Source organism: Alteromonas sp. DYW1 (genome assembly GCF_059752595.1).
This window is the reverse complement of record NZ_CM186038.1, coordinates 1804599-1827099: the sequence shown is the minus strand read 5'-3', so window position 1 is coordinate 1827099 and position 22501 is coordinate 1804599. Positions and strand designations below refer to the sequence as shown.

The window sequence follows — 22501 nt, the reverse complement described above, 5'->3', positions numbered from 1 at the left end:
CAGCTTTGTATTTTAGTTTTACCTGAGATTTCCAAGGTACTCACGCTGGCACATAACACCCCTATAAGGGGCAATTAGCTGTGGGCTAAAATACCTAGCGAAGCGTTGGGAGCCCACAGGTATTTGTCCCAGCGCAGCGCATTGATGGGCTTGTTATACATCACGGGCCCGTTTTACCGGCTTCTAAAATGGGCAGTCCACCTTCTGTTGGTATATATCCTCTCACCATTTCCATCCTGCAAGCCTTTGAACCATACATATCTTAAATATTCTTCATTTCCTTTGAGAGACTCGCCAATAAACACTCCCTGCATCTTGTCTGTTGCGACCACTATCAACGAAGCGCTATTCAATAATAGCGCTCTGGCGCAGACAGCCTTAACCTTATTAAAGTAAATGTCGGAACAGAAAGGCGCTATACATCAGACATAAAAAAGCCCCCGTCGGGCTAGGAGGCTATTTAATTTATTTAGACTGTTAGCGTAGTTCGCGGTCAGTTACAACGGAACCCCTAACCGCTCAGCAACTTCGATATACGTTTCTACTACGCTGCCTAATCCCTGACGGAAACGGTCTTTATCCATTTTCTTGCGCGTTTCTTTATCCCATAACCGACAACCGTCTGGTGAAAACTCATCGCCCAGTACGATGCGATTTTCAAAAACCCCAAACTCTAACTTAAAGTCGACCAATAACATACCTGCATTAGAGAACAACTCGCGCAAAACTTCGTTTACTTTAAGGGTAAGCATTTTCATTGCGTCTATTTGTGACTGCGTTGCCCAATCAAACGAGATAATGTGCGACTCATTCACCATTGGGTCATGTAATGCATCATTCTTTAAGAAAAACTCAAAGGTAGGTGGAGTTAGTTCAATCCCCTCCTCTACGCCCAGGCGACGACACATGGAACCCGCAGCAAAGTTTCGAACCACACATTCTACCGGGATCATATCGAGCTTCTTAACCAATGATTCCGTGTCGCTTAAACGCTCAATTAACTGAGTTTCAACGCCAGCGGCTTCAAGCTTTTGCATAATAAAGTGATTAAACTTATTGTTGATCTCACCTTTGCGATCCAGTTTTTCAACCTTTTCACCATCGAATGCCGAAGTATCGTTACGGAATTCCAAAATTAACTTGTCAGCGTCATCGGTGGTATAAACCGTTTTCGCTTTACCGCGATATAGTTCGTCGCGTTTTTGCATTAGAGCATCTCTCTGTTATTAGATATCAAGATCATCTTCTGACATCACTTCGGCAAAGCGCGGAAATAAGTCAGACACTTTATTCGCCGTAAACGGCTGACTTTGGTTATCCATCAATGTAATTGACGTTTTCGCCCCTAACTCACGCATTTGTAGGCGATAATCATCTTCATCAAGTGGCATAGATTCATCGTCAGAGAACCATCCTTCGTACCATTTTTCTTCGGCACCAGAATAGGTCACAAAGAGCAAACCATTCGATTTATCCAAGTCTTTTACATCAAACCCGAGTTTGCGCAGTACCAGCTGCATACGCGGCCATGCTATGTCATACTCAGCATCGACAACAAATGCCGCATTGCCATTGTCATCAAATCCCATCTCCATATTGAAGCCCTGACGGATTTGTTGGATTTTACGCGATGTTGCCAAACGGATCTGATAATCGTAATGATTGATTACCTGATTAAGAATATTCACCTCTTCCTGACGTTCCCGGATGGCATCAATTTCAGCAACCACGTTATCGCCACTTTGCTCTAAGTAGTCAACTAATTCGGTGTTTAAGGCAGCGCTTCTGCCATGTGCTTTCATATCTAAACTAAATTCAAAACGACGCCCAATTTGACTTTCCGTGGATGTCCAGTCGTACCAGCTACCATCTTCTTCCTTGCTAACAATCATCCAATCGGTGATCAAGCGCTGGTTTTCCGGATCGAAACTGTCTACTCCAATGCCCTGCTCTTCTAAGAAGGCTAACAACGAATTCCAAATAGCCTGATCCAGTGGTTGTGAATCATCAACCTTATCGAACCAAATGGTAGCGGTTTTAGTCCCTTCAGTAATGTGCGAACCAGTAACCGAAGGTATGACTAGACTTGGCGAGGCTACCCTTAACTTCTGGCCCACTAATTCGCGCTGGGCATTCTCACCAATCTCAGGTAAAGCATAGCGATTAGAAAAATTCGGCGTATCAACATCGTCAGGTATTGCAATGGTTTGCCCTGGATTAACTTCTGTGTAGTTGAAACCACCAGAGGCTAGTTCGCGTTCATCTTTGCTCGCACATCCAGAGACTAAGACTCCAATGAGTGCAGCAACACTTATATTCGCGAAAGGATTTAACTTTTTCATGTACACCTTATTTTAGTAACTTTAATGACGCCAAAGTTGCTTCGATTTGTTTTTGGCTAACAAGTTCCGGCTCAACCATGGGTAAACGCAATGTTGGGTAAGACATTTTACCCATTTTGTAGAGTGCCCACTTTGGCATCACAGGGTTTGGCTCAATAAATAAGTCTAAATGCAACTGCGCTATTTCAGCATTCAGACGCTCCGCCTCAGTATGCTGACCATTCATTGCAAGTTTACATAATTCAGCCATCGCCGCTGGAACAATATTGGCGGTTACCGAAATAACGCCATGGCCACCCGCTTTTAAAAACTCAAGACTGGTATCATCATCACCACTGAGCATAACAAAATCGCCGGGAACCAGAGGTTGGGTCTCGCGTAGACGATTGACATCGCCAGTTGCGTCTTTCAAACCCACGATGGTGGGCAGTAGAGCAAGCTCTGCAACGGTCTCGGGTAACATATCAACCGCTGTTCGGCCGGGTACGTTATACAATAGATTCGGTAGTTCAGTGGCTCGTGCAATGGCAGAAAAGTGCGCCACCATACCGCGTTGCTGTGGCTTATTGTAATAAGGTACGACTGAAAGAAAGCCTTCTACCCCAGTTTTGGCCAATTGCTGTGATAAAAAGATAGCTTCTTCGGTCGCATTGGCGCCGGCTCCCGCAATGACTGGGATTCTTCCAGCAGCAAATTCCACCGTTTTCTTCACCACGTGAACATGCTCATCAAAAGGTAAGGTTGCAGACTCGCCAGTGGTACCAACCGCTACAATACCATCGGTTTTTGCCTCAATGTGGAACTCGACCAACTGTTGTAACGCAGCATAGTCAACTGTACCGTCACTATGCATTGGTGTAACTAACGCAACCCAACTACCCGTAAACATGATCACCTCTTTATTTGCGAGCGCACATGGTAATGATGGACGCGAGTAAAAACAAGCGATCAGTGCCTGCAAATCATTAATTTTCACGCGATATTGCAACCATCGTGAATAATCAGGAAAATACGCGCCCGTTATTCTTAAATTACGCGTTGTTTTGCATGAAAATACAGTTGATCGTTACCGTCCTTGGCCACAATCGCCCGGGTATTTTAAGTGCGCTGGCAGAGTGTGTCGCAGAAGTGGGCTGTAACATCTTGGATAGTCGTCAAGCCATTTTCGGTAAAGACTTCACCTTAACTATGATTATTGAAGGTGGTCAAGCCGCGATTACCAAGGCTGAAATCATGTTGCCCCGCTTGTGTATGGAGCATGATCTGCTTTCCATTCTCAAGCGTACCAGCGAGCACTGTAAACAAAACCTTGAACATTTATTTAGCTTAGAGTTTAGTGGTGTAGATTCTGTTGGGATCGTCAAAGCAGTAACGTCGTTATTCGCGCAGTTTGAAATTAGCGTCACGGCTTTGCGTCAGCAAACCTTCTTGGATAAGGCCACTGGCGCAAATATGATGCGGTGTAAAATGATGCTTAGCGCACCGCAAACCACGGATCTTGCAACTGTAGATGAGGCAATCAATAAGATGCTTGGCTCGCTGAATCTAAGCGGTAAATTGATCGACAAACAAACACAGGATTGACATGAAGACACTGGTAAAAGGTGATAAAGCACCCCAATTTTCACTCTTGGATCAAAACGAAGAAATGGTTAATCTGGCCGACTTCAAAGGTAAGAAAGTGTTGGTGTATTTTTATCCCAAAGCGATGACACCCGGCTGCACAGTTCAGGCTCAGGGTTTACGCGATACACATGACGCGTTACAAAAGCATAATGTTGTAGTTATGGGGATCAGTATTGATGCTCCAAAGCGGCTGGCTAAATTTGCCGAGAAAGAGTCTTTAAATTTCACTTTATTAAGCGACGAAGATCACGCAGTAGCCGAGCAATTTGGCGTCTGGGGCGAAAAGAAGTTTATGGGTAAGGTCTATGATGGTATTCATCGACTCAGCTTTTTGATTGACGAAAACGGTATAGTCGCCCACGTATTCGATAAGTTTAAAACCAAAGACCACCATCAGGTGGTGCTTGATTACGTAACCCAATAACATAAAAAAGGCCGAGAATAACTCGGCTTTTTTTAGCGCTACGATTAGGCTGCTGGCGGTATTTCTGGCTCAGGGCTTGATGACCACGCATTTACCACGGCTTTAACGAGGGTAGCCAAAGGAATCGCGAAAAACACCCCCCAGAATCCCCACAAGCCACCAAAAAATAACACTGCGATTATGATCAACAAAGGATGCAGAGCGACAGCCTCACTAAACAATAAAGGAACTAACAAGTTTCCATCCAAAGCCTGAATAATCGCGTATGCGATCATCAATGTCCAAAATGGGGTCGTCAGGCCAAATTGAAACAACGCGACGGCTGCTACTGGTATCGTTACCACTGCCGCCCCAATATAGGGGATCAACACCGACAGTCCAACCAAAACCCCCAGAAGCACGGCATACCGTAAATCCAAAACCAAAAATGTGATCACGGATACCGCGCCAACAATAATAATTTCTATAACTTTGCCACGAATGTAATTGGCGATCTGAGTATTCATCTCAGAGCCTACTTTATTGATCAATCGACGTTCCTTGGGCATAAATCGGGATACACCCTCTAATAACAGGGCTTTGTCCTTGAGCATAAAGAACACCATGAGTGGCACCAATATAGCGTAAATCAGTAATGCAGCTAAATTGCCAATCGACGTGAACGACAAGGAAATGATCTCTTGTCCAATCCCCACTGCGCGCTCGTTGATACTTACCATCATGCGCTCGATCGCATCATATTGAATGACCGTTGGATACTTTTCCGGTAGCGTCATTAACCAACTCTGTGCTTGTTCCCAAATGATTGGGATCTCGCGAATTAAATTTGCACTTTGCTTAGTAACTACCGGCAGTAACATAACCAAAGTAATAATCGTTACCGTGAAAAACACGATTAACACCAACGCCGTGGCAACCGTTCGCTTAATACAGACTCGCTCAGCTTGGGTCACTAACCAATCCAACAAGTACGCCACAATAACCGCGACAATAACGGGCATTAACATGCCCCCCCAAAAAACCAATACCAAACTACTGATAATAATGAGCACCAATAGCATGAGAGCATCGGGATCGGAGAATTTACGTTTGTACCAGCGGTCAATAACGCTTAGCATATTTGCAGTGACACCTTTTACTGAAGAAGTTAGTGCGATGATAGGTTAAGCATGGGGGCGAGCGCAATCCGCTTTGTCGCGGAATAAAAAGAATGTGGCGTTAAATGCAACTATTCTTTAGGTTTACAGCTCTTATGCTTTGATAAGGTATAGAATCTCTTAATTACTCCCACCCTATGTAGCGAGTGAATATGCCAAATCCTATGTAACGATTGGAGAAACATGATAAGTCGTAAATTGTTTAGCTGCATATTCGTGTTGGTATACTGCGCGCTAGCTTCGCACGCCGCCGCATTGCAAAGTGTCCGCAATGACCGTAATGAATTACCAGAAATAGGGGTCGTTGCCTCCGATACGGTTAGCATTGATAAGGAAATGCTGATCGGAGATGTAATCATGCGTCAAATGCGGGGGCAAGCGCCGATCATAAATGACCCAGTATTGACCCAATACATACAAGACTTAGGGAATCGCTTGGTCATCCATGCCGATAACGCGAAGTTTCCATTTACCTTTTTTCTGCTGAACAACAGCGATATTAATGCATTTGCCTTCTATGGCGGTCACATTGGTGTCCATACCGGTTTAATCTATAATGCTGACAATGAAAGCGAAGTCGCATCAGTACTGGCCCACGAGGTGGCTCACGTCACACAACGACACCTCGCGCGGCGGATCCAATCAGCTCAGCGCGCATCGCCGCTGCAAATTGCCTCATTGATTGGGGGGATCCTATTAGGGGCTATGGCGGGCGATCCACAAGCCGGCATGGCCGCCATAAGCGCTTCCCAAGCAGCAGCTGCGCAGATGCAGCTCAATTACACCCGCTCCAACGAACAAGAAGCCGATCGCATTGGCATTACCATGTTAGCGCGGGCTGGTTATGACCCATCAGCAGCGGCGACTTTCTTTGGCAAGTTAGCCGCACAGATGCGAGTTGTCTCTCGCCCCCCTGCCCGTTTATTATCGCATCCCTTGCCAGAATCTCGGATTGCGGATGCCCGAATTAGAGCAGCCAATCTTCCTAGTGTCCGATTGCCGCCTAGCTTGTCGTTTCACTTAGCGAAAGCCCGTATTCAAGCGCGTTACATTTATGACAAACAAGCGGCATTAGATTATTACACTAATGCCGTAACTGAACGGCAATTGGTCCCTGCTGCTGCAGAATATGGCCTAGCACTCGCCTTACTGCGCGCAGACAAAGCCACAGAAGCGAAAGACATTATTGATAAGCTGTTAGCTCAGGATCCGAGTAATCTTTTTTATCTGGATACTGCAACTGACATTTATATTGCCATGGGCGATGCCAAGCAGGCTGTGGCAATGCTCGCAGAGGAGCTGAAAAATTCACCACGTAATGCAGTGGTAACATTAAATCTTGCGAATGCGGCTATTGAAGATAAACAGTTAGACTACGCAACGGAATTACTTCGAGATTTTCTATTGTTAAACCCCGAACATATGTTGACCCATCAATTGTTGTCTGATGCATATGGCAAGGCTCGTAAGTATCAAGAAATGCATCAAATGAATGCTGAGGTTTTTGCGCTGTTGGCAGCTTTTCCACAAGCCATTGATGAGCTACAACACGCCTATAACTTTACTGGCGATAATCATTTAGAAAAGCAACGGATCAGAGCTCGCATTCAACAACTGCGCGATGAAGAAGCGCGTTTAGAGCGTTTACTGTAATTGTTGAAGTGCAGCTTGAATTGATTGATTGGTTTGTTCACCTAACAACGGCGGCGTGATACTGCCATCCGGTTTAATAATAAAGGTCGCTGGCAAATATTGCGGTTTTTCTATTGGTACATAGTGGGTTTTTTCCGGCACTAATAACTCAAATGTCATGTTGTATTGTGCTGCGATATCAGTCAATTTATCCTCACTGAGTGCATCATAGCTGATCGCGAATAAGTGCACGTCTGGCTGCTCCTCAGCCCAACTAGCAAAGGCGTTCAGTTCTGGCACTTCCTTTAAACAAGGCGCACACCATTCGGCGAAATAGTTGACCACCACCCAGTCCCCTTCAAGTTGTTGCCATTTGACCGACTCTCCTTGCAGAGTTTTAAAATCATATTGTTGCGACTGATACAACACAGCCCCCGCCACAAGGGCACAACCAGCGACTGCTGCAAATAACCACTTTTGCACTTGAACCTCCCCGTTCGTTACAGGGTATACTACTAGGTATTTAGCGTATTTTGGAAGTTAACAATGCAATATTTACACAACCCAAGATGTTCTAAGAGTCGCCAGGGTTTGGCGCTTCTGCAAGAACACAATATTGAAGTTGAAGTGATTGATTATCAAAAGTCGCCGCTTTCCGCTGAGCAACTTAAAGCCATTGCTACAAAATTAGGGATTAATGATTACCGGGGAATGATGCGAACTAAAGAGGCTGAATATAAAGAACATGCATTAAGCTCAGCGGACCAAGAAGCCCTACTTAACGCAATGACACAGATGCCAAAGCTGATTGAGCGACCAATCTTAGTCAGTACAACAGCCGCTCGTATTGGTCGGCCGCCAGAGCAGTTATTGGAGATCCTGTGAATCACATTTTAGTGCTTTACTACAGTCAATCAGGTACTACGCGTTTATTGGCAGAACAAATAGCTCTTGGGGTTGAATCAACTGGGGTAAACGCCCTCTTGCGCACGGTACCCAAAGTGTCTACCAATATTGATAATGCACAAGCTGCAGTGCCAGATTCTGGTGCGCCTTATGTTACCAAACAAGAGTTAGCTGAGTGTGCAGGGCTGGCGCTAGGTAGCCCAACACGGTTTGGTAACATGGCTAGCGCAATGAAGCATTTCTGGGATAGCACTAGCGACCTTTGGCTAAAGGGCGCACTGGTGGATAAACCGGCCTGTGTATTTACCTCAAGTGCGAGTATGCACGGCGGTCAGGAGTCGACCTTGTTGACTATGATGATACCGCTTTTACATCACGGGATGTTGCTTAGCGGACTACCCTACAGCGAGCCGGACCTGTCTTCCACTCGCACTGGAGGCACTCCCTATGGCGCTACCCACGTGTCTTTTAATGCTGAACACCCAGCATTGACTGATGAAGAAAAGAATCTCGCTTTTAGCCAGGGAAAGCGACTAGGTAACCTAGCCACCACATTAAGTAAAGGAATCTCATGACTTCAACAACTCGGTTCTACCGTCTCTTAGCGCTAATTTGTCATATCGCACTGTTGGCTTGGGTGGTGACATGGCATTTTGGACTGCGTACGGAACAAGCCTTCAGTACCCTATTTATTGTATTGGTTTATGTGGTGCCGTTGGTGTTGCCATTGCCGGGTATCATCAAAGGCAAACCTTACACCCATGCGTGGGCAAATTTTATTGTAATGTTTTACCTTATTCACGGTCTTACTATTATGTATGCAGAACCGCATGAGTGGTTGTATGCCCTAATTGAACTTGTACTTGCTACCGGTATGTTTATCGGTTGTGCAGTCTTTGCCAGAAAGCGCGGACGAGAGCTAGGTGAAGGGTTACAGAAACTTTCAACGGTAATGCAACAGGAACGGGAAAAGTTTGAGCGAGGTTGAACACATGCAAGACGGTAAAATTTTCGGGTACAGAGCACTATTATTCGCAACTGCTTTAACGCTTGCTGGTTGTGGTGGTTCTGACGGTGGCGGTCCGGCACCTACTACACCTGCGCCACCCCCACCGACGCCAGTGCCTGATGATACCCCCGCAACGCCAAGCCTTGAAGCAAATGGTTTGGCGCTGTTTGGTAGTTTAGCTGCGAACGTTGGAGAGTCCGTTGGCTTTGCGATTTTAACCGATGATGATACCAGCATTCGAACTGTGGAATGGCGTCAGGTGAGTGGACCAACAAATGTGAATTTACTGGCCTCACATACGCAAGCAATTGGCTTTGACCTGACTAGTGCGGGCGATTATGGATTTACCGTAGCAGCTACCACCAGTAGTGGCCAAACGCGAACTCTTGACTTTACTTTACAGGTGGGTACCACGGCTGAAGTCATGGCGAATATTCGGCTTGATCATGCCGCTACTGAGCGCGGACGGGTATCACTGCGAGTCGATGGCGTAAATGGCAAAACCATCACTGCTGTCGCCTGGGAACAACTAGCCGGACCCGCGGCACAAAATGTCGTCATCAACACCGATAATCTAAATTATGTGTTTTTCGATGCGCCCGCCGTTACAACCGATCGAGTGATTGTTTATGCAGCAACGGTAACCTACGATGATCAAACAACCGGCACCGATACGGCTTTGGTTGCGATTACCAATGATACTATCAATGAATCTGGATTTTTCCCTGCCAATAACCTAATCACCACCGCGGATATGTTCGCCTATCGTGCTGACAGTCCCTATGCAGGAGCACTAGACAGCTGTGTGTATAACAATCAAATTGCTAATAGTTGTGCCTTTTCTACCCTACCCTTAATTGGTCAAGTTACTGAAAACCCAAGCATTGAAGACATCTTAGATCGTACTTACGTGTCGCATCGTTGGATGGGTGAACGGTTTGAACAATATCTCCGCTCCTCCGCGGCAGGGCCAGATATGGTGCAGTTACTGAGAGCTACAACGGCGATCGTGATTTCTTATGAGGTGAGGCCTTCGTTTTATTGGACCGCAACGGGTGCAATTTATCTCGATGGGAATAACTTTTGGTTAACGCCGCAAGAACGCGACACCCTCAATGACCGGCCGGATTTCCGCAGTGACTTTGGGCAAGATTTAGCCTTTGTTATACCTTGGCGCTATGTGAAAAACCAGGACTACTATCCAGCGGGACGCTACCCTCAAGCACAACGGGCTAACCGCACATTCAGTGACTTGGAGGCATCAATTTCATGGCTTATGTACCATGAGTTAGGTCATGCCAACGATTTTTTCCCGCCTGCACGTTGGGCTAATCTTAGTATGAATGATAATCCGTTAGCGCACTTCAGAAATAATGGCGCTACTTCAGATAACATTCCGGTGTCTTACCCCTTAGGTTCCGCTGAAATGAAATCGCTGGCGCAAGTTCGATTTGCGGGAGACACTGCCACCAACACACAACGCAATTATAACGGCGCTGACATCGAGCAATTTTTTGCCCCCGATGTATCGCCGAGTTTTTATTCCTATTTGAACGAGCGTGAGGACTTTGCCACCTTGTTTGAGCGTTTTATGATGCTGTATCGATTAGGTGCCAGTAATGACGTAGGCATAATCAACACGGTGGATAATGATGATCTGATCGTCTCTTGGGGACAACGTGATCGTATCAGCGATGCCAGTTTGCAATTACGGGTTCGTTTCGCGGTAGAAAATGTTTTACCCGATCTTGACGTTGCCGCAATTCAAGCCCAATTGCCGGCGCCTCAATTGCTCGATCCGGCGAAGAGCTGGTTCGATAACGTTATTTTAGGAGAAGGTCTGCAGTCACTCAGCGAGGCTTCAAGGGTTCGCCTTTATGACCCAAGGATGCACATACGGGAACACGTACACGCCCCTCATCACGGGTTAATTATTCCGGAGAATTAAAGACCCAACTCCCGTTTGATGAGATCGACCGTTAATGCTCGTTGTTCACGCAACGAGCGTTGGTCTAGCCGTTCTATGGTATCCACTAAAATTTGGGTGCTGCGCTCACAATGATTCAATAAGTAAGAGATGGCCTTATCCGAAAACTTCATTCCTTTCAGCGCCGCACGGCGGATCAAGAGCTCGCGTTTGTCCTCATCTGATAAAGCGTGCAGTTGATATACCAGCCCCCATTGTAAGCGTGATACTAAATCGGGCAACAGTTCGCGGTTTTCGTTGCTGTGGAATTGTTGCGGTATATTCGTATTGCTCGCAAATATGAGCAGGCCTTTGTTTATCTCGCGCCGTTGATTAATTAAGTCGAAAATAGCGATTTGCCATTCCGGTACTGAATTAATCCCATCAAGATCATCGATACACAGCAGTGGTATATCCCTAAACCCCTGTAACAACGAAGGCGGATACAGCGTACAATCGCGCAGGGTTAAATAGTAATGATCAATGCCCTGTTCGTTGGCATAGTGACAAAGTGCGTACAATAAGTGACTCTTACCACTCGCCTGGCCGCCGTGCAAAAATAGCTGCTGAAAACCTTCTACATGCTGTGTTAGACCATCAACACATGTACTCGCTTGTTCAATCAATGCACTATTGGGCCCCGCAATAAAATTGCTGAGCTGCTTTTCAACGGGGAGCTGTACCGGTAACGTTAATTGCATGGTTACTTAGGCGCCCATACCAATTCATCGGTATTAATCACATTACCAAACGCATCTAATTGCGGCAGTAAACGACCATCCAATACCAACGCGTCGATCAGTTGTTCGAACTCAGCAAACAGGCGAACATTAAAGTAGGCTTGACTACCTTGTAAACGCTCCAGCTGCACAGACTCAACGACGCTTAATGAACTGAGTAAGCTATAAACCTGTTGATAGTCAGTCAAACGCTGAATATTGTTCACAGCTAAAGAGGCAGAAACCAACTCAGTATCGTCAACGATAGACTCGATGGCATAGCGCTCGGACAGATGATCCACGTATCGCTGGATCAATTCCTCGACCAGCTGTTCAGGGGTCTCCCCCCCCAATGTATTGCTGACCACGCTGTTATCAAACAAAAAGGTGTAATCCAATTGGTATTGTTGGTAATCGGCCAACAGTGCTTCGAACTCGTCAAAACTGAATAAACTCGCTGGCTCAACGGGCGCGTCTGCGGCTAAATCCAGTGGTTCATCGCTAGTTTCAATTGTGCCCTGCACCTCTGAACGATTACCTTGAGCTATTAGGTCTACATCTGAATCCACAGTGACGGTTACTTCATCTGCTGCAGAATCCTCTGCTAACATGGCATCTTCTGCCGTTTGTTCGCGCAGACGATTTAATTCTTCAATGCGCAACTTTAATGCTTCGGGATCGTAATCAGGTGAACGGCGAATCCGGGCCACAATAGAATGCGTTAATCCATAACGGATGTTCGCCTGCTGAATAGGCCCCGTAAACCGCCCCCAAATATCGTACAACGATACTTGCTGCGCATCTTCCAAATCATACAGTGGCAGGACAATATTGACCCCGCGCTGTTGCGCGACAGTCTTAATGATTTGCCCTAGCTCAGTTGGCTGACTTTCAGATAACAACAAACTATTGCGCGCACTTGGTTCGTTCACCGTTAACCAAATTATGCTATCCGGGCGCCGAGACTCCCATAACTTTAGTTGGTTATCGCGCAATAACGCCTGCATTTTCAACTTATCAAACGTGGCGATTAAAGACAGCATACCGTCCTCTATTTCATACTGGTATGCTTTCAACAGTGCACTGGCTTGCTTGTCCAACGCGCGCCAAAGTGTCTGATCAAATTGGGAGCGACTACCTGACATTTTTATTAATGCCCGCCGGAATGCATTGGTTATTGCACGCTGTCGCTCTTGCTGTGATTGATCAGCTACACTTATTTTAACTACGTGTGTCGCAATAACTGTAGACTCACCACCTTGCTGAACCTGGCCCAGCACAGGCAGTGATAATAAACCCAACGCGACGATTATAAGTCGAACCGTTCGATGCATGGCTACTATTAACTGAATATACATGGCTGTATTGTTAACGATTTGTCACTATTTTGCATCCGATAATAATTTTAATTTGCCGCATTGGTAAACCTGGCGGTAGCTGGTAGAATTCGCACAATTTTTGATTCTTGTTTAAAGGAAACGCCGTGAGTAACGATAAACCCACGCTCAGCTATAAAGATGCGGGTGTCGATATAGATGCTGGGAACCAATTAGTTGAACGCATCAAATCTGTCACCAAAAAAACGACTCGGCCTGAAGTGAAAGGCGGCTTAGGTGGCTTTGGTGCGTTGTGCTCACTCCCACAGAAATACAAGAATCCTCTTTTAGTCTCAGGTACCGATGGCGTTGGCACTAAGCTTCGTTTGGCGATGGACCTGGGTAAACATGACAGTATTGGTATTGATTTAGTCGCAATGTGCGTGAATGACCTCATCGTGCAAGGCGCTGAGCCCTTATTTTTTCTTGACTACTATGCCACAGGAAAATTAAACGTAGACACTGCAGCGGATGTCGTAAGTGGTATTGGCGAGGGCTGCGTCCAAGCTGGGTGTGCACTAATAGGTGGTGAAACAGCTGAAATGCCGGGTATGTATCACGGTGATGATTATGATGTCGCGGGCTTTTGTGTGGGTGTAGTTGAAGCCGATGAGGTCATTGATGGTAGCAAGGTTGGTGCAGGCGACGCCCTTATCGCACTAGGCTCAAGTGGCCCTCATTCGAATGGTTATTCATTGATCCGCAAAATAATCGAAGTTGATGGCAGTGACTTGGCTCAATCACTGGAAGGAAAACCCTTATCGGAACATTTATTGGCACCGACGAAAATCTATGTCAAATCAGTATTGAAACTACTCGAAAGTGTTGAAGTCCATGCCATCTCGCATATAACCGGCGGCGGCTTTTGGGAAAATATCCCGCGCGTATTACCGGTTGATTATTGCGCGAAAATTAACGGTAGTAGTTGGCAGTGGCCCCCTATTTTTGCTTGGTTACAAGAAACTGGCAACGTAACGACTAAAGAGATGTATCGTACATTTAACTGTGGCGTTGGTTTAATTATCGCGTTGCCTCAGGCCTCAGCAGAAGAAGCAATTGAAATCTTGCGTGCACAGGGTGAAGACGCCTGGCTCATTGGTGAAGTCGTGACTAAAACAGACGAACAAAGCGTTGTAATTGACTAATGTCTGAGCCGAAAACAGCCCGTATAGTCGTTGTCATTTCCGGCAACGGCTCAAATCTACAAGCGATTATTGACGCTGTTGCGAAGCAGCAGATCAATGCGGTCATTGCTGGGGTCGTGTCGAATAAATCTGACGCATACGGGATAGAACGTGCTAAGCAAGCAGATATCCCGGTTGCAATTGTCACCGCCGTTCCGGAAGAGTCGCGTGATTCCTATGACCATCGACTCGCTGAGGCAATTGCTAATTTTAACCCGACGTGTATTGCCCTCGCCGGCTTTATGCGGATCTTAAGTGAAACATTCATTACTCGCTTTGGTGATATTTTATTGAACGTTCATCCGTCACTATTGCCGAAGTATCGAGGTTTGCACACTCATCAACGCGCGATTGACGCGAATGACGACGAACATGGTTGCAGTATTCACTTTGTTACTGCCGAACTTGACGGTGGTCCGGTAATACTGCAGGCAAAGGTTCCGGTATTCGCAGATGACGATGCTGACTCTTTGGCAGAGCGTGTGCAAACACAAGAACGCCAAATATACCCACTGGTTATCAAGTGGTTTTGTGATGGGCGGCTAAGAAAAATAAATGATAAGGCTGTTTTAGATGAGCAAATTTTACCCGCCAGTGGCTTCGCTGCTGATTAGTTTTTTCGTCGGCATCCTGACCAGCACGAGTCTGTATGCTAATGGAAGCGATCACACCCAGCAACTTGTGCCATTCAAAGCCGATTATGTTGCTTTTCGTTACGGTGATGATGTGGGGAATGCGACGTTAGCACTCGAACATCTTGGCTACGATCAGTATTCGTTAACCTACAGTTCAAAGGTCTCTAAGTTTTTTCTCTCTGACAAGCGTTATGAGCATTCAATTTTCACCTTTAACGACGGTGAAATAACCCCGCAAAGCTATAATTATACACGCACCGGTACTGGCCCAGACAAAGCCTTGTCAGCGAACTTCGACGCAGCATCCAATAGCATCTTAGTAGACGGCAAAAAACTCAAGGACTGGCAAGGTGAGTTTGATAATCAGCTGTTTCGTATCGATATCCCACGCCAGTTGGCTTTGGAAAAAAAAGAAATGCACTATGCGTTTGTCAACTATCGTGGCCAGCCTCGAGAGTACCTCATTAAAGTTGTTGGTAAAGAACAGTTAGATCTGCCTTACGGTATGGTGGACAGTGTTAAACTAAAAATCGACAGAGGCTCAAGTTCGCGCGAAACGTTTGCGTGGTTCTCACCCGCATTAGATTACACATTAGTCCGCTTACAACAGTTTAAAGATGGTGAAGAGCAAGGTGATATTCAGCTAAAAACGCTCACTCAAACACCACAATAAACTCACGTTCAGGGTTTTTCCACTATACTTATAGTCAGCTATCAGTGGAAAAAATACCTGAACAAATCCAATCGGCTTGATCTTTCGTTTAGGTAATTATAGGTTACCGTACTTTCTGGTCTGACCTATGACCACTTTTCGGTGAATGTTCACCCGTTTTCAGGAGGCAACATGTCTGATTTAGTTTGGTTCTTATTGTGCGTGGCGGTAATTGCTGTCGCTGCCTATAAGCAAACTTCGTTACTTAACTGTGTCATCGGCTTAGGTGTTGTGATGATTGTTGGCACACTAAGCGGTGATATCGGCCTATTGGGCTGGATTGTGTTCGCTGCACTTACTATTCCCTTAATTAACCGCGACATTCGGAAACAGCATATCAGCAAGAAGCTACTCGCATTCTATAAAAAAGTAATGCCTGAAATGTCCGATACCGAACAGGAAGCCATCGATGCGGGAACTGTATGGTGGGACGGCGATATTTTCACCGGGAAGCCGGATTGGAATAAACTCCATTCCTATGCACAGCCACGCTTAACACCAGAGGAACAAGCATTCCTGGATGGTCCGTGTGAGGTCGTGTGCAACATGGTCGATGAGTGGCAGATCAACCATAAAGACGCCGATTTATCGCCTGAAATATGGCAGTACCTAAAAGACAATAAATTTTTCGCCATGATCATTAAAAAAGAGTATGGCGGATTAGACTTCTCTGCTTATGCACAATCCCGTGTATTACAAAAACTCGCGGGCGTCAGTGCTGTTTTGTCCAGTACGGTTGGTGTACCCAATTCGTTAGGCCCTGGTGAACTGCTGCAACATTACGGCACCAAAGAACAGCAAGACCATTATTTACCTCGATTAGCTGTGGGTGATGAAATCCCCTGTTTTGCATTAACCAGTCCAGAAGCAGGCTCAGATGCTGGTGCTATTCCTGACTTTGGTGTGGTGTGTAAAGGAGAATGGGAAGGTAAAGAAATTCTCGGCATGCGTTTGAACTTTAATAAGCGTTACATCACTCTAGCGCCAGTCGCGACTGTTATTGGTTTAGCGTTTAAATTAAAAGATCCCGAGGGGCTCTTAGGTGACAAGGAAGATATGGGCATTACTTGTGCTCTCATCCCGCGCGACACGAAAGGGCTCGACGTTGGTCGTCGCCACTTCCCACTTAACGTCCCGTTCCAGAATGGGCCAGTGCGTGGAGAAAACATATTCGTACCATTAGACTACATTATCGGCGGTGAAAAAATGGCCGGTAAAGGCTGGCGCATGTTGATGGAGTGTTTGTCTGTTGGGCGCTGTATCACTCTACCTTCTTCTGCCGCGGGTGGCGCTAAATCAATTGCCGCGTCAACCGGAGCGTACGCGCGTATCCGTCGCCAATTTAGGCTACCTATTGGTCACATGGAAGGCATTGAAGAGATGCTTGGCCGGATCGGTGGTAATGCTTACATGATGGATGCGGTTACCAGCATGACAACGGCAGCTCTAGATATGGGCGAAAAACCGTCGGTCATTTCTGCAATATGTAAATATCACTTAACCGAGCGTATGCGCACGGTTATCAACGATTCAATGGATATTCATGGCGGTAAGGGTATCTGTTTAGGTCCGAACAATTATATTGGTCGAGGATATCAAGGAGCGCCGATTTCAATTACCGTTGAAGGTGCCAATATTCTCACCCGTAATATGATGATCTTTGGTCAAGGTGCGATGCGCTGTCATCCTTATGTGCTCGAAGAAATTAGAGCCTCTCAAGTGGCTGATAAAAAGCAAAGTCTCGACCAATTCGATAAGGCAGTTTTTGGCCATATTGGTTTTGCCATCGGTAATACATTCAGAAGTCTATGGTTTACGTTGACTGGTGGACGCTTAAGCCGCACGCCGTTTAAAGACGATACTGGTCGTTACTACCAGTTGCTGCAGGGATATGCAGCAAACCTAGCCTTATTGACCGATATTTCCATGGGCGTATTGGGTGGCGATCTGAAACGTCGAGAACGATTATCAGCACGTCTAGGTGATATTCTCAGTAATATCTATTTAGGCAGCGCAGTGCTTAAGCGCTTTGATGAGCAAGGCCGCAATCAAGAGGATTTGCCGTTTGTTCATTGGGCGTTGCAAGATCTTGCATACAATACAGAAACAGCGATTGACGAGTTTATTAAGAACTTCCCGGTAGCAGCTGTCGGTGCATTTATGCGCGTATTGGTTATGCCACTAGGTCGCCGCGTCAAACGCCCATCTGATGTGTTGGAGCATAAGATTGCACAAATTCTACAAACCCCCTGCCCAGCGCGTGATCGCATCGCATATGGTCAATATGTTACGCGTGAGGAAGGCAATCTGTTAGGTGATTTAGAGCAAACCCTGGACGATATTCTAGCCACAGAGCCAGTATTTGAGCGTATTTGTAAAGCAATGAAACAGAAATTGCCTATGACAGGGCTCGACACGCTTGCGGATAAAGCGCTAGCAGACGGCATTATTTCGCAAGAAGAAGCGGAGCTAATGAAACGTACCGAGGCCGGTCGATTGCGCACAATCAATGTCGACGACTTTGATCCTGCGGAATTAATTGCCGCAACAAGTGCTAAAAAGCCAGCGCGTAAAACCAGCACGAAAGCTAAATCGGCTAAAGCCGCATAGGTAACTGCGTTTTATGAAGTCACAAGCCGGCGTTTTTCGTCGGCTTTTTTTATCTTATTTTGTATCCTTATTGGTTAATGTTGTTTGCCTCATGCGATAACCAAACTCGGTATTCTTTTTATTATTTTATCGCGTGCGGTTGTGCGCTTATCAATGCATTCTTTAATTCACGTCCTTTTTTTCTAATCACTCGTATCGTACTCAGTTGCAATATGAACCCTAACGTTGGTATTTTTGTATCAAGCAGTGCAATTTATTAAAAATTAAACACTTATGAGAACAATACCGATGCGACTAACAACTCTACTTATGACCTGTACCTTGGCGATAAATGCTTATGCAGATAATCAATTTGCGCAAGGCCGCAAGATCCAAGCATTACCCGATGTACTTTCCTTTGAACAACGTACTCACCCTATAAATGATATTTTAATCGATAGACTGGATAATTTATTACCTGAGTTGATGCAGGCCTCTGGGTTGGATATGTGGTTAGTGATCAATCGTGAATATGGCGAAGACCGTCTCTTTACAACACTTGTGCCCCAACCCACCTTCGCCGCGCGGAGAACCACGTTGCTCGTATTTGCCAAACGAGACGATGGTAGCATTGAGCGCTTCAGTGTTAGTCGGTATCCCATTGGAGAAATCTATCCAACCGTGTGGGAAGGCGGTACGGTTGATGAACAATGGCAAAAATTAGCGAGCATTATTGCCGAACGCGATCCTAAACGCATTGGTATTAATAAGAGCCGTGATTGGGCAGTTGCCGATGGCTTATCATCTGGCCTTTATCATCGTTTGCAATCCGTTCTCGAAGAAAAGTATCTTGCACGGTTAGTGAGTGCTGAAGAATTAGTTGTGCGTTGGTTTGAAACACGTACCACTAAGGAATTAGCGATTTATCCACAGATTGTAACTCTGGCGCGGGGGGTAATCGCCGAAGCATTTTCAAATCATGTGATCACACCAGGCGTGACTACTACCGATGATGTCGCTTGGTACATTCGTCAGCGTTTTGAAGATTTACAATTACGTCCATGGTTCCAACCTTATGTAAATATTCAGCGCCGTGGCGATGAAACCAGCAGAGACGATGTCTTTATGGGTAAAGACAAACGTTTGATTTTACCCGGTGACGTCCTACATACAGATGTAGGTATCTGCTATATCAATCTTTGTACTGATACGCAGGAAATGGGTTACGTTTTACGCTTGGGTGAGGCCGATGTACCTAAAGGTTTAAAAAGTGCATTAGCCAAAGGTAACCAATGGCAAGATATACTCACCGCTGAATTTAAGGTCGGACTATCTGGTAATCAAATTTTAGCTAACACCATAAATAAAAGCGCTGCTGTAGGTCTGATAAGCAGTACCTATACACATCCTATTGGTTTCGTTGGTCACGCACCAGGTCCTACTATCGGTATGTGGGATAATCAAGGACCCACGCCGATCCAAGGCGATTGGCCACTGTACGCGAACACGGCTTATGCGATCGAAGGAAATATTAAAGCTCAAATCCCTGAATGGGATAATCAATGGGTACAAATTAAATTGGAACAAAGTGCAGTATTTGACGGCGAGCAAGTATTTTACTTAGCTGGCCGTCAAACATTGTGGCACGTCATTAACTAGTCAACTAGCGCCCAACAGCAACACCTTCTCTGCGGGGATCTGCACCACCAATTAAGGTCCCCTTTTCCATTTGAATGCCGTGTAAACCGCTATTTAAATCTATTATTTTTACTGAGTGTCCTAGCGCTTCAAGTTTGTCCTGTAAGACTACAATGGGTGTGCCTTTTTCCAGCGCAGTGTAATCATTGCGATTGGTGATTTTAGGTAAATTAATCGCTTCCTGAACATTAAGCCCCCAATCCAACACACCAATAATGGTTTGCGCAACATAGCTAATGATGCGTGAACCGCCAGGTGAACCGATAATTAACTTAATCTCACCGTTTGCGTCAAAAATGATCGTTGGTGACATCGCGCTACGCGGACGCTTATTGGGTTCTACCCGATTCAACACTGGAAACCGATTACGCGTTGGAGTCAGTGAAAAATCGGTTAATTGATTATTCAGCAAAAAACCCTCAACCATTAAACCTGAACCAAACATAAACTCAATACTCGAGGTCATGGAAACCGCATTACCCTGCTTATCGACAATCGCGATATGGCTGGTATTGGGTAGTTCCAGTGAATAATCAGCACTTAACTGTGCTTCTGAATAAGGCTTACCAGCTCTAAAACGTCGCATTTTTTCGTTGGGCTTTATCCCCTCGGCGCGTCGACTTAAGTAAGTGTCGTTGATCAAGGCAGCATATGGCAGATTGGTAAAGTCTGAATCCGCCACATACATGTCTCTATCCGCGTATGCCATAGCTGTTGCCTGAGTAAACACATGCGCAAACTCTAAGGAGTTAGGTGTCATTTTGTTAAGCTCAAAGCCCTCAAGCATCTTTAGAATCTGCACCACATTTATACCGCCTGAACTGGGGGGAGCCATACCACAAACTTGGTTATTGCGATAATTACCACAAACGGGCGCTCGCTTAATGGCTTGATACCCCTCAAAATCACTCACTTCGAGGACGCCCGGATTAATACTGCTATTTTGCACCGCATCAACTATCCGCGCGGGTATATCTCCTTGGTAAAACGCGTCAGCCCCATTTGCAGCAATTTTACGCAGCGTATTTGCCAGTTTTATATTTTTTCGTTTACTCCCTACGGCCAAAGGTTTTCCTGCTGGATAAAAATAACTGTTCGTCGCAGGGAACTGTTTAAGTCCCGGATGGATATCCAGCGTCAATAAACGATGTAAGCGTTCAGATACAGTGAATCCCTGTTGCGCGGTAATAATCGTATCATCAAACAATACTGACCAATCCAATTGACCAAACTCGGCATGCGCAAGTTCCAACGCTCGCAATGCCCCCGGGACGCCAACCGACCGTCCACCAACGACAGCATCACGCCATTTCATCGGCTTCCCTTTCTCGGTAAACAAATAGGCATTGGCCTCTGCCGGGGCGGTCTCGCGCCCATCAAAGGTGTGTAATCGTTTGTTTTGATTATCCCAATAGAGGATAAATGTACCACCACCGATACCAGAAGATTGGGGCTCAACCAAGGTGAGCATGGCCTGAATAGCGACAGCAGCATCAATCGCGCTACCACCACGTTCTAGGACATTACGCCCCGTCCAGCTGGCATAAGGATTAGCAGCCACAACCATGTATTGATTGGCAGTGAAGGCCTTTTTGTCGGCATAACCTGTAGCGGCCTCGGGCTCGCGATCTTCGCGACCTTGAATAGTCGACGATTGCGCAACCGCAGCGCTACTTGAAAACCAAAGTGCGCTAAGCCAACAAATCAGGTGTACTCTTTTTATCATTTACTTAAACTTTTCCGGGTTAATAGGCCTTTTATGCAAAAATGCAGCAAAAGCTTCCTGCGCTGGTTCAGAACGCATAGCTTCAATAAAAAAATCCAGCTCTTCGTTCATATGTTCTTCGACCGCTTTGTGGTCAGTTTTCATCAACCGTTTGGTGGTTGCTAACGCCAGTTTTGGCTTTGCCATTAATGCAGTAATTACATTGTTAACCATTTCATCGAGCGCAGAGGCAGCGAATTGCGCAGTAACAATACCAAATTTTTCAGCCTCTTCGCCATTAAAAGGTTTACCTAACATTAACCATTCGGCAGCCTTACGATGACCGGCTAGACGTGGCAATAAATAACTGGATGCATACTCTGGAACCAAGCCCAGATCAATAAACGGCATGATAAAACGCGCACTGTCATCACAATAAACAAAATCACAATGCAATAGCATGGTCGTGCCGATACCGACAGCAAGCCCCTTTACTTTAGCCACTACTGGCAGTTCACAACGCATTAAGGCATTCATAAAATGTGCGGTTTCATTGACGTGTTCGGCGTCATCGACAGAGGCAAAATCGGCAATATTATTGCCCGCAGTAAAACATTCACCTTCCCCCTGCAGTAAGACCACCTTACAATCCGACTCTGCGGCACTTTCAATCGCATCTCCCATAGCCTGATACATTTCACGGGTCAGTGAGTTCTTTTTGGCAGGACGATTTATAGTGATAGTAAGCAACTGATTTTGCAGTGCCACCTGTATATCTGACATAGTTACGACCTCTTGAGGCTTGTTATTATAAGTCTTTG

General features: G+C 45.8%; 21 protein-coding genes. 12 read left to right on the top strand and 9 right to left on the bottom strand.

The window, feature by feature from the left end; translation table 11 throughout:
- Positions 1–497: 497 nt before the first annotated feature.
- The 3 genes from purC to dapA are packed head-to-tail and all read right to left on the bottom strand — an operon-like array spanning position 498 to position 3231.
- On the bottom strand, positions 498–1208 hold the full coding sequence (purC, locus tag AC121Z_RS08075; RefSeq protein ID WP_498127966.1) for a phosphoribosylaminoimidazolesuccinocarboxamide synthase: 711 nt from the start codon (positions 1206–1208) through the stop codon (positions 498–500).
- Between the two features lie 18 nt (positions 1209–1226).
- Complete coding sequence (gene bamC, locus AC121Z_RS08070) at positions 1227–2342, bottom strand: NlpB/DapX family lipoprotein (protein WP_498127965.1); 1116 nt, start codon at positions 2340–2342, stop codon at positions 1227–1229.
- 7 nt (positions 2343–2349) lie between these two features.
- On the bottom strand, positions 2350–3231 hold the full coding sequence (gene dapA / locus AC121Z_RS08065) for a 4-hydroxy-tetrahydrodipicolinate synthase (protein WP_498128188.1): 882 nt from the start codon (positions 3229–3231) through the stop codon (positions 2350–2352).
- A gap of 158 nt (positions 3232–3389) precedes the next feature.
- Here dapA and AC121Z_RS08060 point away from each other — a divergent pair, with 158 nt between their 5' ends.
- The gene (locus AC121Z_RS08060; protein ID WP_498127964.1) at positions 3390–3926 is read left to right on the top strand and encodes a glycine cleavage system transcriptional repressor; all 537 of its coding nucleotides are present in this window, start codon (positions 3390–3392) and stop codon (positions 3924–3926) included.
- Position 3927: 1 nt separating this feature from the next.
- Entirely contained in the window at positions 3928–4392 is a 465-nt protein-coding gene (gene bcp / locus AC121Z_RS08055; protein ID WP_498127962.1) for a thioredoxin-dependent thiol peroxidase, read from the top strand.
- Between the two features lie 44 nt (positions 4393–4436).
- Here the strand turns inward: bcp and AC121Z_RS08050 are convergent, their stop codons facing one another.
- Positions 4437–5510, bottom strand: a complete 1074-nt coding sequence (locus tag AC121Z_RS08050) for an AI-2E family transporter (protein WP_498127961.1) — start codon at positions 5508–5510, stop codon at positions 4437–4439.
- A gap of 222 nt (positions 5511–5732) precedes the next feature.
- Here AC121Z_RS08050 and bepA point away from each other — a divergent pair, with 222 nt between their 5' ends.
- Positions 5733–7202 (top strand): beta-barrel assembly-enhancing protease, encoded by a 1470-nt coding sequence (bepA, locus tag AC121Z_RS08045; RefSeq protein WP_498127959.1) that lies wholly within the window; start codon positions 5733–5735, stop codon positions 7200–7202.
- On the opposite strand, the gene AC121Z_RS08040 is transcribed toward bepA, so the two are convergent.
- Positions 7194–7664: a TlpA family protein disulfide reductase gene (locus AC121Z_RS08040; protein ID WP_498127958.1), complete on the bottom strand. Its 471-nt coding sequence runs from the start codon at positions 7662–7664 to the stop codon at positions 7194–7196. The genes bepA and AC121Z_RS08040 overlap by 9 nt on opposite strands.
- Positions 7665–7727: 63 nt before the next feature.
- Here AC121Z_RS08040 and arsC point away from each other — a divergent pair, with 63 nt between their 5' ends.
- Genes arsC through AC121Z_RS08020 form a run of 4 tightly spaced genes read left to right on the top strand, consistent with a single transcriptional unit; the run spans position 7728 to position 11044 of the window.
- Positions 7728–8066 carry an arsenate reductase (glutaredoxin) gene (gene arsC / locus AC121Z_RS08035; RefSeq protein ID WP_498127956.1) on the top strand — a complete coding sequence of 113 codons (339 nt, stop codon included), beginning with the start codon at positions 7728–7730 and terminating at the stop codon, positions 8064–8066.
- Positions 8063–8662, top strand: coding sequence for an NAD(P)H:quinone oxidoreductase (gene wrbA, locus AC121Z_RS08030; protein ID WP_498127955.1), 600 nt, complete (start codon positions 8063–8065; stop codon positions 8660–8662). Before arsC ends, wrbA begins: the two co-directional genes overlap by 4 nt.
- Positions 8659–9075 carry a DUF2069 domain-containing protein gene (locus AC121Z_RS08025; protein WP_498127953.1) on the top strand — a complete coding sequence of 139 codons (417 nt, stop codon included), beginning with the start codon at positions 8659–8661 and terminating at the stop codon, positions 9073–9075. Before wrbA ends, AC121Z_RS08025 begins: the two co-directional genes overlap by 4 nt.
- 4 nt (positions 9076–9079) lie before the next feature.
- A complete protein-coding gene (locus AC121Z_RS08020) occupies positions 9080–11044 on the top strand; it encodes a PKD domain-containing protein (protein ID WP_498127952.1) in 1965 nt (654 codons plus the stop codon).
- Here AC121Z_RS08020 and hda read toward each other — a convergent pair.
- Positions 11041–11763 carry a DnaA regulatory inactivator Hda gene (gene hda, locus AC121Z_RS08015; RefSeq protein ID WP_498127951.1) on the bottom strand — a complete coding sequence of 241 codons (723 nt, stop codon included), beginning with the start codon at positions 11761–11763 and terminating at the stop codon, positions 11041–11043. The genes AC121Z_RS08020 and hda overlap by 4 nt on opposite strands.
- 2 nt (positions 11764–11765) lie before the next feature.
- Positions 11766–13139 (bottom strand): DUF8605 domain-containing protein, encoded by a 1374-nt coding sequence (locus AC121Z_RS08010; RefSeq protein ID WP_498127949.1) that lies wholly within the window; start codon positions 13137–13139, stop codon positions 11766–11768.
- A 125-nt stretch (positions 13140–13264) separates the two neighbouring features.
- Here AC121Z_RS08010 and purM point away from each other — a divergent pair, with 125 nt between their 5' ends.
- From purM to AC121Z_RS07985, 5 genes are all read left to right on the top strand, one after another.
- Positions 13265–14302, top strand: a complete 1038-nt coding sequence (gene purM, locus AC121Z_RS08005; RefSeq protein WP_498127947.1) for a phosphoribosylformylglycinamidine cyclo-ligase — start codon at positions 13265–13267, stop codon at positions 14300–14302.
- A complete protein-coding gene (gene purN / locus AC121Z_RS08000; protein WP_498127946.1) occupies positions 14302–14955 on the top strand; it encodes a phosphoribosylglycinamide formyltransferase in 654 nt (217 codons plus the stop codon). Before purM ends, purN begins: the two co-directional genes overlap by 1 nt.
- The gene (locus AC121Z_RS07995) at positions 14915–15649 is read left to right on the top strand and encodes a DUF3108 domain-containing protein (protein ID WP_498127945.1); all 735 of its coding nucleotides are present in this window, start codon (positions 14915–14917) and stop codon (positions 15647–15649) included. The genes purN and AC121Z_RS07995 overlap by 41 nt, the downstream gene beginning before the upstream one ends.
- A 171-nt stretch (positions 15650–15820) precedes the next feature.
- Positions 15821–18298, top strand: a complete 2478-nt coding sequence (fadE, locus tag AC121Z_RS07990) for an acyl-CoA dehydrogenase FadE (protein ID WP_498127944.1) — start codon at positions 15821–15823, stop codon at positions 18296–18298.
- Positions 18299–18586: 288 nt separating this feature from the next.
- Positions 18587–19936 (top strand): M24 family metallopeptidase, encoded by a 1350-nt coding sequence (locus tag AC121Z_RS07985; RefSeq protein WP_498127942.1) that lies wholly within the window; start codon positions 18587–18589, stop codon positions 19934–19936.
- A gap of 4 nt (positions 19937–19940) precedes the next feature.
- On the opposite strand, the gene ggt is transcribed toward AC121Z_RS07985, so the two are convergent.
- Complete coding sequence (gene ggt, locus AC121Z_RS07980) at positions 19941–21701, bottom strand: gamma-glutamyltransferase (protein ID WP_498127940.1); 1761 nt, start codon at positions 21699–21701, stop codon at positions 19941–19943.
- Positions 21702–22463 (bottom strand): enoyl-CoA hydratase, encoded by a 762-nt coding sequence (locus tag AC121Z_RS07975; RefSeq protein ID WP_498127938.1) that lies wholly within the window; start codon positions 22461–22463, stop codon positions 21702–21704.
- Between the last annotated feature and the right edge of the window lie 38 nt (positions 22464–22501).